Consider the following 11178-nt stretch of genomic DNA (forward strand, 5'->3'; position numbering starts at 1 on the left):
CACTATTTTTATCTGTAAAGTTTAAAACATGATGAACTGATTGGGATAATCTTTAAAAAATAAAAAATGAAAACAAGAACATTAGGAAAGAATCTGAAAGTATCAGATATCGGTCTCGGTTGTATGGGGATGAGTTTTGGATATGGCCCTGCGAAGGACGAAAAGGAAATGATACAAGTCGTCCGAAAAGCGGTAGAAATGGGGGTCACCTTTTTTGATACCGCCGAAGTGTATGGGCCTTATATTAATGAGGAATTGGTAGGAAAGGCCTTAAAACCGTTTAAAGATCAGGTACACATAGCCACCAAATTTGGATTTGGTTATCAAGATGGAAAAGTGACGGGCTTGGATAGTAGTCCTGACACTATTCGGAAAATGGTGGATGCTTCCTTACAGCGTTTACAGGTAGATACTATAGATTTATTGTATCAGCATCGGGTTGACCCAAAGGTTCCCATTGAGGAAGTTGCGGGTACGGTTAAGGATTTGATAGCTGAGGGAAAAGTGCAACATTTTGGACTTTCCGAAGCAGGTGTCGAAGTAATCAAAAGAGCACATTCGGAGCAACCGGTTACTGCCTTGCAAAGCGAATATTCATTGTTTTGGCGGGAGCCGGAAGAAGAAATCATGCCCGTATTGGAAGCATTGGGTATCGGTTTTGTACCTTTTAGTCCCTTGGGGAAAGGTTTTTTGACAGGCAAAATAGATAGGAACGCCAGTTTTTCCGATAATGATTTTAGAAGTACCGTGCCTCGATTTTCCAAAGAGAACCTGAGGGATAATTTTGTTTTGGTAGATTTGGTTACGGCTTTTGCCAAGGAAAAAGAGGCCACTCCGGCACAAGTTGCTTTGGCTTGGATTCTTTACCAAAAACCATGGATCGTACCCATTCCCGGTACTACAAAGTCTTCAAGGCTGGAAGAAAATTTAGGGGCGACCGGTATTTCTTTTACAGATGGGGAACTGCAACAAATTACGGAGGCCACCTCAAAGATTGATTTGGTGGGTGAACGCTATTCCGAAGCGAACCAGAAAATGATAAACCGCTAGTAAGTAGCGAAAAATTAAAAATAATAGCAAAAGGATGAAACAGCTTATAACAATTGGTATTGCCATAGTGATTACTGCGTTTCTTGGCGTCACAAATCATGTGAATGCCCAATCCAAGGATAATACAATCGTGAATTTGGATGCGAAGCAACAATCCATAATTGCCATTGCCTCACTCACCGCAAAAGGCGACCTGCAAACTTTGGAATCCGCTTTAACGGAAGGTCTGGATGCAGGATTGACCGTAAGAGAAATCAAGGAAGTTATGGTGCATCTATATGCCTATTGTGGATTTCCAAGGAGCTTGCGTGGTTTACGGACGTTTATCAAAGTTTTGGACAAACGCAAGGCGGAAGGGGTGGAAGATCAGCTAGGAGCGGAAGCTACCCCAATAGAAGATAATCGTACAAAATACGAACGGGGCAAAGCGAATTTGGAAACCTTGGTACAGGCCAAATTGGACGGTCCTCCGGCCGATTATGCCCAATTCGCCCCGATTATCGAAGTCTTTTTGAAGGAGCATCTGTTTGCGGATATTTTCGACAGAGACATTTTGGATTATCGGCAAAGGGAACTGGTCACGGTTTCCGTTCTGGCAACCATCGGCGGTGTGGAGCCTATGCTGCATTCGCACATGAACATCTGTTTGATTCAAGGAATTACGCCAATTCAATTAAAGGAATTGATGGATGTGGTGGGGAAAAATGTAGATCAAGAAAAAATCGATTCGGCCAAAAAAGTATTGAACGAATTATTGGAATCTAAAAAGCAGTAAGGAAATGAAATATTTAGGATTATTTATTTTAATGAGTATGCTATCAATACATAAGACGATTAGGGCACAAAGCGAGAAAAATCCTTTTGGATTGGTATATGAGGGAGCAATTACGGAGAATGTGGATGGAAAAGTCAACATACTTCCCGTTAGGTATAAACTGAACGGAATCGATATTGCGGCAAATGTTTATACACCAGCCAATTATGACCGAACAAAGAAATATCCGGCAATAACAATTGCACATCCTAACGGAGGGATAAAAGAACAGACAGCAGGCCTATATGCACAGCATTTGGCAGAGGCCGGTTATATTACCATTACGGCAGATGCTGCCTATCAGGGTGCAAGTGGGGGCCAGCCACGCCATATGGACAAACCCCAATTTCGTACAGAAGATATCCGAGGAATGGCCGATTTTATTTCACAGTATCCTGGGGTCGATAGAGAACGTTTAGGTGCTTTGGGCATTTGTGGCGGCGGAGGCTATACGTTGAAAGCGGTTCAATCCGATAAACGGTTTAAAGCAGTGGCAACCCTGAGTATGTTCAATACAGGAATTGTACGAAAAAATGGCTTTTTGAATTCGCAGATTTCGACCATTCAAGAAAGGCTAAAGCAAGCTTCAAAGGCAAGAGAACAGGAGGCTGGAGGCGGCGAAATTGTTTATTCCGGAGTAGACGGTATTACCGACGAAGAACTAGCAAAAGTTTCAACGCTTTTTTATCGTCAAGGCTATGAATATTATTTTAGAACCCACGCCCATCCCAATTCGACGTTTCTTTACACCACAAGCAGTTTAATGGATTTAATGGCCTGGAATGCTACCGACGATATTGACCTCATAGACCAACCTTTATTAATGATCGCCGGTAGCAATGCCCAAACATTATATTTGACCTTGGATGCTTTTCCAAAGGCGACCAATTCGAAAAGCAAGGAATTGTTCCTTATCGAAGGTGCAACGCATATAGAAACCTATTGGAAGCCAGAATATGTGAATCAAGCCGTAAATAAATTAGTGGACTTTTACCAAAACCATCTTTCAAATACAGACCTATGAACAGAAAAAATCTTTTAGCGATTATATTGATGGGAACGTTTATATTTTCCTGTAAGCAAGCAGCCGAGAAAAATCAAACCGTCGATTTGAATTCCCAACAAGAATTGATTTTCCCTAAAGGGGAAAAGGTCACGAACAATAATTTCATTGGGGATGTATGGGTACATATGCAAGTGATGGCGGATAGTGTGAACCAAAATTCAGTGGGAACGGTAACCTTTGATCCCGGGGCTAGGTCCAACTGGCATTCACATCCCAACGGACAGATTATTATGTCTTTAGATGGCGAAGGCTATTATCAGGAAAAAGGTAGTGAGAAAAGAATACTACGAAAAGGCGATGTGGTCAAATGCCCTGCAAACACTCCGCATTGGCACGGTGCAAGCGCAGAAAAACCGTTTATACAAATCGCTATAACAAGTAGAGTTGACGGTCCGACGGAATGGCTAGATCCTGTGACCGAAGAACAATATTTAAATGGAAATTAAGAAGTACCTCTATACTTTTAAATTAATAAAATCTTAATGATGAAAAATATCAAGACAACATTGTTATTGCTTTTAATGGTTCAATTATTGGTAAATGACGTTTATGCTCAAAAGCAGCCCATTACCCTTGTAGAACAAGGCAGTTTTACCGTGGGTGGTAGCGTTAAAACCAGCCCTGGTACTTTTGACCCAGTTGCCCATGGCGCATTTAATCCTTCCAATCAGGCTACCGAAGGACAAACCTTGCATGGAGACCATGCCACTGTTTTTTATCAAATTCCTGATAGTGCAAAAAAATTACCTTTGGTTTTTTGGCATGGGTATGGACAGAGCATGCGTACCTGGCAAACGACCCCAGATGGCAGGGAGGGGTTTCAAACGCTATTTTTAAGACGTAATTTTCCCATATACCTCATTGACCAGCCCCGTAGAGGATTATCAGGGAGGAGTACGGAACCTACTACGATTTCGGCAGCCACGGATGATCAATTGTGGTTTGGGATATTCAGATTGGGGACGGGAAGCACATTTTATCCAGATGTTCAGTTTTCCGAAGACCCAGAGGCGCTGAACCAGTTCTTTAGGCAAATTACCCCGGATACGGGACCATTGAACATTAACCTTAACATAGAGGCGGTTTCCACGCTGTTCGATAAGATTGGACCAGGTGTTTTGGTCACCCATTCCCATAGTGGCGGTCAAGGTTGGTTGACGGCCTTAAAAAATGGGAACATCAAAGGCATTGCATCCTATGAACCCGGTAGTAATTTTGTCTTTCCGGAAGGCGAAGTCCCCGAGACCATCCACTATGTGGGAGGAGCTTTAAGTGCGAGAAGCGTACCGATGACAGAGTTCAACCGATTGACGGAAATACCCATTGTTATCTATTATGGGGATTATATACCCAACGAACCTGTAGCGCACCCTGGTCAGGAACAATGGCGAGCCGCCTTGCAAATGGCAAAGCTTTGGACGGCAACGGTGAATAAGCATGGGGGTGATGCCACCTTGGTACACCTTCCAGAAAAGGGTCTTAAGGGAAATACGCACTTTCCGATGTCCGACCTGAACAATGAAAAGGTGGCCGTACTGCTAGCGGAATGGCTAAAAGAAAAAGGGTTGGATAAAAAATGACACTATGCTGACTAAAAAATTGGGGCTGTTATTGGTATTACTGCATCTGTCTTTACTTGGTTTCGGGCAAAGCGATGATGCCCTAAAAGCCGATGCTGATCAAGGGAAAATGATGGTTCGCATTGCGGAACTTGAAATTGGGACGGACTATCTGGATGAATATTTGGAGATACTCAAAGAGGAATCGGAAGCATCACTTAGGCTGGAGCCCGGGGTAATCTGCATTTACCCCATGTTTCAAAAGCAAAATCCTACACAGATACGACTTTTGGAAATTTATGCCAATAAGGAGGCTTACGAATTGCATTTGAAAACACCTCATTTTCAAAAGTATAAAACAACCACAGCAGAAATGGTAAAAGATTTAAAACTGATTGATATGGAAGCTATTGATCCTGAATCGATGTCGATGGTTTTTAAAAAATACAAGTTCTAGTTCGAAATGGGCGAATAACTTTGGATGCTGGAAACTATTAGTTCAACATGCGATACTCCTGAGGGATATACCCCACCATTTTCTTAAAAAGTCTTTTGAAATGCTGTGGATATTTAAAACCAAGGTCGCATGCAATTTTATTTAACGATTTATCAGGGGTCGGATATTTTTTGTTTCGCTACATGAATAAGGTTGCACTGAATGTTTTTCTTTCATCTAATTTCTTTCAGTTAAATCAAGTTCACCATTCAGTGGGTACCCTGTACCTAAATTTAAATTCGGAACAATAATCATCGACCCATATCTAATCTTTTGTGTTGGACAGAGAAGAAAACTATTGTTCGAATTTAGTTAATACTTTGTGAACAAAGGGTTTATACCCCTGTAATCCGTAATAATGGTAGGTGAATCCGTAATTGTGGTAAGCCTATCCTATGAATTATACCATAGCTTTGGAAAAGGTAATTTATAATCTAAATCAATTAAATAAAACAAAATGAGAGCATTATTGATAGGCTTGTTTATAGGTATGCTAAGCATATCTTCCTTTGCGCAAGAAGCTATTTTTCCGATGGGGGCAAAAGCGAAAAACGTACACCATACAGGTGATATTTGGCTTACGCATGTTGTAGATGCCGATGAAACTTTTAAACATAACGTAGCCCAAGCGGTTTCAGCACCTGGAGCATTTCTCAATTGGCATTTACATCCAGACGGCCAACAATTGTTGATTACTAGCGGCGTTGGTTTTTATCAGGAAAAAGGAAAGGAAGTACAAGTGATGCGAGCTGGTGACGTTATCAAATGCCTTCCCAACGTAGAACATTGGCATGGTGCCACTCCTAAAAGTGCAGTGACCTATTTGGCGATAGGTGGTAGCACACCTACCAAATGGACAGATGAACTTAGTGTTGAGGATTATAACAAAATACCGCTTCCTGAAATTAACAATTCAAGTCTTGAAAATGAGATCAAGGAACTTTCTAAAGCCAAATGGAAATGGATGGCCGAAAAGGATGTGGACAAGTTGGCCAATTTGTTTCATGACAAATCAAGGTTTGTACACATGAGCGGCTCCTGGAAAAAGGACAGGGAATTGGAAATCATCGAGACGGGAAGTATTTGGTATAAAAATGCCGATGTACACGATGTGGTCGTGGAAACTTTTGATGACAATACCGTGGTACTTTGGAACAGAATAACACTTACGGCCCATGTTCGTGGTAACGATGTATCCAATGAATTTACCGTGACCGAATTCTATAAAAAAGAAGGCGACGATTGGAAATTATTGGACCTTACCTTTAGCAGCGTTCGTGATACCCATGAAATTGCGCATTAATACTTCAGAACAAATAATTTATAAAAATGAACAGGAAAATAATACTAAGTCTATTAGTTATGCTCATCACAGGAAAAGTCGCCCTTGCCCAATCGACTGATTTAGAAAAGGAAATCAGAGAGCTGTCCATTCATAAATGGCAATGGATGGCCGATAAGGATGCCGATAAATTGGAAGGCCTTTTTCATGATAAAGCCAAGTTCGTCCACATGGGCGGCACATGGGGAAAGGACCGCGAAGTAGAAATCATTAGAGGTGGGTTCATCCACTATAAAAAAGCTGATGTCCATGAAGTCATGGTCGAAGTCTTGAATGATAATACCGTTATACTTTGGAACCAAATTACACTCTTGGCCGTAGTAGGCAGTAATGAAGTGACCAATCCCTTTATGGTAACGGAGGTTTATGTAAAGGAGGATAACACTTGGAAATTGGCCGATCTGACCTTTAGCAAAACAATGACAAGGGAATAACTTGAACAACGCAACTTAATAAACACTCAAATGAAAAAATACATATTAGGATTGTTGGTACTCCTTGGAGTTACTATTTCCGCGCAAGAAAGTACACCCAAAGTAAAGACCAAATTAGGGGTAATTCGAGGCGTCTATGAAGATGGTGTTGATAGCTTTAAAGGAATACCCTTTGCGGCTCCTCCAGTTGGTGAGTTTCGTTGGAGAGCCCCTCAACCATTATCCCACTGGGAAGGTGAATTGGATGCTACGGAGTACGGTGCAAACTGCGCACAGTCCGGATGGGGCGGTGCCCCGGGAACCATTAGTGAAGGTTCATCCGAAGATTGCCTGTACCTGAATGTGTGGAAACCCGCTTATGTAAATTCGGGTGCGAACCTGCCGGTCATGGTTTGGATTCATGGTGGAGGCTTTGTTGGAGGAAGTGGTTCCGGAGCTGGAATCGCGGGTGATGAATTTGCGAAGATGGGAGTGGTTTTAATCACCATTAATTACCGTTTGGGGCGTTTGGGCCATTTTGCATTTCCTGCTTTAAGTGCAGAACATCCTGAAGAACACAAGGGTAGCTATGCTTATATGGATCAGATTGCGGCACTTCAGTGGGTACAAAAGAACATTGCTGCCTTTGGCGGAAATCCAGATAATGTGACAATTTTTGGTTTTTCTGCCGGAGGGGTTTCCGTACATTCTTTGATGACCATTCCAGATGCAAAAGGACTTTTTCATAAAGCCATTAGCGAATCTGGTGGTGCCCGAGATGGTGTCCTTACCGGAAGGCCAATAAAGGAAGAAAATGCAAGTGCTTTTTACCCCTTATCGGCAGAAACCATTGGTATCAACTTTGCCAAAAAACACGGAATAGAAGGTACGGATGCCGATGCCTTGACCAACCTGCGCGCATTGCCAGTGGAAGAAATTGTGGATAGCGGTCAAGAAACGGATGGTGAAGGAGGCCCTAGAATCTATTCCGGGCCGATTTTGGACGGCAAATTGGTAACGGAAACTGCCGAAAGTGCCTACAACGCTGGTAGACAAATGCAAATACCGTTGATGATCGGTTCTAACAGCGCCGAAATCGGAGGTAGTTTTGTCAACAACAGTAAAACAAAAGAAGAACTATTTTCACTTTTTGGCGAGTTTAAGGAGGAAGCACAAGCTGCCTATGATCCTGATGGAAGTAAAGCATTCGAAGAGGTGATTACCAAGTTCAATACCGATTGGGTGTGGGGAGAACCAGGACGTTTTGCCGCAAGAGCTTTCGCGGAACAAGGTGAACCCACGTTTATTTACCATTTTGGGTTTGTACCCGAACCTATGAAGGAAAGAATGAAATATGGTGCCGGCCATGGTTCCGAAGTTGGCTATGTGTTTAATAATCTTGATGCACGTTGGGGCAATCCCGAGACCACTCCAGAGGACAAGAAGGTGGCGGAACTTATGAACGGATACTGGGTAAATTTCGCCAAGACCGGAAACCCGAATGGAGATGGATTACCAAACTGGCCAGTCTATACTAAAAATGAAGGTGAAATCATGGATATACAGTTAGATGGTGAAGCCGTTGGAAAACCAGACCCAAGAAAAGCCAGATTGGATGTCGTTGAAAAGGGTGTCAAACTTAGAAACAAACTACAATCACGAGGAATTTAGTCCATTTATTGGGTTTTAAAATATTACGATAACAGCATATTGGTATGGAAAAGAAAAGTAATTCAGTAAACAGAAGAAATTTTATTTCGAAATCCGCCCTTTTGGGAGCAGGTATAGTGGCAGGCCCAATGGCCTTTGCCAATGAGAAAAATTCACCTGGTACAATTGAGGGTTTAAAAGCAGCTTCCAACCCTGAAAAGCGAATGTTGGGCGCATTGGAAGTATCGCCAATTGGGTTGGGTTGTATGAGCATGAAAAGTGGCAGCTACAATCCACCAAGAGATACCAAGGATATGATTCCCGTAATTCGTGGGGCTTATGATTTGGGCGTTACCTTTTTTGATACTGCCGAAGTGTACGGCCCATTTACTGATGAGGAATTAGTAGGTGAGGCACTGCAACCTATTAGAGACAACGTGGTCATTGCCAGTAAATTTGGGTTTGACTTTTCAAATGGAAAAAGGGCAGGTAGAAATAGCAAGCCAGAGCATATTAAAAGCACTGTAGAGGGCATGTTGAAACGCCTTCGTACCGATCGTATCGATTTGTTGTATCTGCATCGTTTGGATCCAAACGTTCCGATTGAGGACGTTGCCGGAACGGTTAAGGATTTGATCAAGGAAGGGAAGGCGCTCCATTTTGGACTTTCCGAAGTTTCACCAACGACCATACGAAAGGCCCATGCAGAGCAGCCCGTTGCTGCCCTTCAGAGCGAATACTCCATTATTCAGCGTGCCCTTGAAAATGAAGTAATAGATACCTGTGGAGAATTGGGCATAGGGTTCGTGCCATGGGGACCGGTATGTCGTGGATTTTTAGGCGATAAGTTTAACGAGCATAGCCGTTTTTCTAGTGACTCCCGCTTATCTCAAGTGCCCTATTTTACACCGGAAGCTATTGAAGCTCACATGGAGGTGCTCAGGCTGGTACGCGAATGGGGTCGAAAAAAGGATGCCACTCCGGCCCAAATAGCATTGGCGTGGGTCATGGCACAAAAACCTTTTATTGTTCCTATTCCAGGAACTACGAAACTGCATCATGTGAAACAGAACCAAGGTGCACTGAACGTTACTTTTTCCGATACGGAATTAAAGGAATTCAGGAATGCTTTGGAGAAGATACAACTGGTAGGTGTCCGTGGGCCGGAAACTGCCTTGGTAGATCAATAGAAGAATACGTCAAAAAAAACTGTAGTTATCGATATTGAAAATATGGATTCGTCCCTCTCAACAAATCAAAAAACCTATATTCAAATAGCCCAAAATTTTTTGATGCAACTGAGCGGACAATTCCCCATTACAGAGGACACACAACCCATAAAGTTGCGCAAAGCCTCAGATTTTGCGGATATTTTAAATATTCATGTAAATCACTTGAATAGGTCCGTCAAGTTGTATACTGGAAAAACGACTACCCAAAATATAAATGAACGTTTTATTCAGGAAGCAAGGGCATTGCTCAAAAGAAATGACTGGTCAATTACTACCATAGCTACAGTCTTAGGATTTAGGGAAGTAAATCATTTTAGCACCTTTTTTAAAAAACATGTAGGACATACGCCAACAGATTTCAGAAAATTGAAAATTAAAAAATGATAATATCTCGTTTACTATTTATTATTTTCTTGGTATCCGTATGGTGTAGTGCCCAAGGGTACGAGAATAAAGCGGACAACATATTGATTGTCTATTTATCAAGAACAAACAATACTAAGGTTGTGGCCGAAATGATCCATGAAAATGTGGGCGGTGATCTGGTGGCACTGGAATTAAAAAATCCTTATCCGCAAAACTACAAGTCGATTGTGGAACAAGTGGCAGAAGAAAATCGTACCGGGTTTCTTCCGCCCCTAAAAACACAGATAAATATGGACAAGTATGATACCGTTTTTTTAGGCTTCCCCACATGGGGAATGCAACTGCCTCCACCAATTAAAAGCTTTTTGACCCGGCACGACCTTAAGGATAAAACGGTCATTCCTTTTAACACCAATGCTGGGTACGGTATTGGCAGTACCTTTCGAACGGTGGAAAGCCTTTGCTCCGATTGCAACATTTTAGAAGGGTTTTCGGTAACCGGGGGTATTGAGAGAGATGGAATTTACTTGGCCATAAAAGGGAACCGTAAAGTAGAAGTGAAGGAATTACTTGTGGAATGGCTTGAAAAGCTTAAACCCCTGACTATCATAAACTAAAAACAATTAGGATTTTGACAAAGTAGGTTAAAACTGTTTGAATTTCGTAGGCAACACCCAATATATAATCTTTATTTTTAAGTAAATTTTTTAAAAATGGCAATATTCAACTTAAATATTAACGGATCGGAACACAGTGTAGATGTTGATTCAAATACTCCAATGCTATGGGTACTAAGAGACCATATTAAATTGGTAGGTACTAAATATGGTTGCGGTATCGCTCAATGTGGTGCCTGTACGGTGCATTTAGGTGACAATGCGGTACGTTCTTGCCAATTACCTGTTTCGGCTGTTGGGGAGCAAAAAATCACGACCATTGAAGGACTGTCGGAACATGGTGATCATCCTGTACAAAAAGCTTGGCTGGAAATCGATGTACCCCAATGCGGATATTGCCAGGCAGGGCAGATAATGTCGGCCTCGGCCTTGTTGAAAAGGAATCCCAATCCGTCGGTCGAAGAAATTGAAAGCGCTATGAACGGGAATATCTGTAGGTGTGGAACGTATACGCGAATCAAAAAAGCAATAAAAACAGCCGCTAGTTCGGAAAACGTTTAATCAAAAAAATTA

The 11178-nt window shown here is 42.1% G+C and carries 14 protein-coding genes; 13 read left to right on the top strand and 1 reads right to left on the bottom strand.

What is annotated here, in order from left to right; translation table 11 throughout:
- The first annotated feature begins 66 nt into the window (after window positions 1-66).
- From CJ263_RS06600 to CJ263_RS06625, 6 genes are read left to right on the top strand one after another with little or no spacing between them, the layout of a single operon-like run.
- Window positions 67-1050, top strand: a complete 984-nt coding sequence (locus CJ263_RS06600; protein ID WP_094996539.1) for an aldo/keto reductase — start codon at window positions 67-69, stop codon at window positions 1048-1050.
- A 34-nt stretch (window positions 1051-1084) separates the two neighbouring features.
- On the top strand, window positions 1085-1825 hold the full coding sequence (locus CJ263_RS06605; protein ID WP_094996540.1) for a carboxymuconolactone decarboxylase family protein: 741 nt from the start codon (window positions 1085-1087) through the stop codon (window positions 1823-1825).
- 4 nt (window positions 1826-1829) lie between these two features.
- A complete protein-coding gene (locus CJ263_RS06610) occupies window positions 1830-2888 on the top strand; it encodes an alpha/beta hydrolase (RefSeq protein ID WP_094996541.1) in 1059 nt (352 codons plus the stop codon).
- A complete protein-coding gene (locus tag CJ263_RS06615; RefSeq protein WP_094996542.1) occupies window positions 2885-3376 on the top strand; it encodes a cupin domain-containing protein in 492 nt (163 codons plus the stop codon). The genes CJ263_RS06610 and CJ263_RS06615 overlap by 4 nt, the downstream gene beginning before the upstream one ends.
- 39 nt (window positions 3377-3415) lie before the next feature.
- Entirely contained in the window at window positions 3416-4510 is a 1095-nt protein-coding gene (locus CJ263_RS06620; protein ID WP_199768173.1) for an alpha/beta hydrolase, read from the top strand.
- 4 nt (window positions 4511-4514) lie between these two features.
- Complete coding sequence (locus CJ263_RS06625) at window positions 4515-4946, top strand: putative quinol monooxygenase (protein WP_094996544.1); 432 nt, start codon at window positions 4515-4517, stop codon at window positions 4944-4946.
- A gap of 37 nt (window positions 4947-4983) precedes the next feature.
- On the opposite strand, the gene CJ263_RS21235 is transcribed toward CJ263_RS06625, so the two are convergent.
- Entirely contained in the window at window positions 4984-5082 is a 99-nt protein-coding gene (locus CJ263_RS21235; protein WP_158657220.1) for a hypothetical protein, read from the bottom strand.
- A 360-nt stretch (window positions 5083-5442) separates the two neighbouring features.
- On the opposite strand from CJ263_RS21235, the gene CJ263_RS06630 reads away from it, so the two are divergent.
- The 7 genes from CJ263_RS06630 (at window position 5443) to CJ263_RS06660 (ending at window position 11166) form a co-directional block, all read left to right on the top strand.
- Complete coding sequence (locus CJ263_RS06630; protein ID WP_094996545.1) at window positions 5443-6288, top strand: DUF4440 domain-containing protein; 846 nt, start codon at window positions 5443-5445, stop codon at window positions 6286-6288.
- 26 nt (window positions 6289-6314) lie between these two features.
- Window positions 6315-6761, top strand: a complete 447-nt coding sequence (locus CJ263_RS06635) for a nuclear transport factor 2 family protein (RefSeq protein ID WP_026810978.1) — start codon at window positions 6315-6317, stop codon at window positions 6759-6761.
- Between the two features lie 30 nt (window positions 6762-6791).
- A complete protein-coding gene (locus CJ263_RS06640) occupies window positions 6792-8411 on the top strand; it encodes a carboxylesterase/lipase family protein (RefSeq protein WP_094996546.1) in 1620 nt (539 codons plus the stop codon).
- Between the two features lie 44 nt (window positions 8412-8455).
- Window positions 8456-9580: an aldo/keto reductase gene (locus tag CJ263_RS06645; RefSeq protein WP_094996547.1), complete on the top strand. Its 1125-nt coding sequence runs from the start codon at window positions 8456-8458 to the stop codon at window positions 9578-9580.
- Window positions 9581-9622: 42 nt separating this feature from the next.
- Window positions 9623-10006, top strand: coding sequence for a helix-turn-helix domain-containing protein (locus CJ263_RS06650; RefSeq protein ID WP_094996548.1), 384 nt, complete (start codon window positions 9623-9625; stop codon window positions 10004-10006).
- Window positions 10003-10605, top strand: coding sequence for a flavodoxin (locus CJ263_RS06655; protein ID WP_094996549.1), 603 nt, complete (start codon window positions 10003-10005; stop codon window positions 10603-10605). Before CJ263_RS06650 ends, CJ263_RS06655 begins: the two co-directional genes overlap by 4 nt.
- Window positions 10606-10701: 96 nt before the next feature.
- Window positions 10702-11166, top strand: a complete 465-nt coding sequence (locus CJ263_RS06660; RefSeq protein ID WP_094996550.1) for a (2Fe-2S)-binding protein — start codon at window positions 10702-10704, stop codon at window positions 11164-11166.
- The last annotated feature ends 12 nt before the right edge of the window (window positions 11167-11178 follow it).

Source organism: Maribacter cobaltidurans, from assembly GCF_002269385.1.
GTDB classification, from domain to species: Bacteria; Bacteroidota; Bacteroidia; order Flavobacteriales; family Flavobacteriaceae; genus Maribacter; species Maribacter cobaltidurans.

Coding starts and splice junctions, on each gene's coding strand:
- CJ263_RS06660 (WP_094996550.1), top strand. CDS start 10,702: ATGGCAATATTCAACTTAAATATTAACGGATCGGAACACAGTGTAGAT.
- CJ263_RS06655 (WP_094996549.1), top strand. CDS start 10,003: ATGATAATATCTCGTTTACTATTTATTATTTTCTTGGTATCCGTATGG.
- CJ263_RS06615 (WP_094996542.1), top strand. CDS start 2,885: ATGAACAGAAAAAATCTTTTAGCGATTATATTGATGGGAACGTTTATA.
- CJ263_RS06640 (WP_094996546.1), top strand. CDS start 6,792: ATGAAAAAATACATATTAGGATTGTTGGTACTCCTTGGAGTTACTATT.
- CJ263_RS06620 (WP_199768173.1), top strand. CDS start 3,416: ATGAAAAATATCAAGACAACATTGTTATTGCTTTTAATGGTTCAATTA.
- CJ263_RS06600 (WP_094996539.1), top strand. CDS start 67: ATGAAAACAAGAACATTAGGAAAGAATCTGAAAGTATCAGATATCGGT.
- CJ263_RS06645 (WP_094996547.1), top strand. CDS start 8,456: ATGGAAAAGAAAAGTAATTCAGTAAACAGAAGAAATTTTATTTCGAAA.
- CJ263_RS06605 (WP_094996540.1), top strand. CDS start 1,085: ATGAAACAGCTTATAACAATTGGTATTGCCATAGTGATTACTGCGTTT.
- CJ263_RS06625 (WP_094996544.1), top strand. CDS start 4,515: ATGCTGACTAAAAAATTGGGGCTGTTATTGGTATTACTGCATCTGTCT.
- CJ263_RS06650 (WP_094996548.1), top strand. CDS start 9,623: ATGGATTCGTCCCTCTCAACAAATCAAAAAACCTATATTCAAATAGCC.
- CJ263_RS06630 (WP_094996545.1), top strand. CDS start 5,443: ATGAGAGCATTATTGATAGGCTTGTTTATAGGTATGCTAAGCATATCT.
- CJ263_RS06635 (WP_026810978.1), top strand. CDS start 6,315: ATGAACAGGAAAATAATACTAAGTCTATTAGTTATGCTCATCACAGGA.
- CJ263_RS06610 (WP_094996541.1), top strand. CDS start 1,830: ATGAAATATTTAGGATTATTTATTTTAATGAGTATGCTATCAATACAT.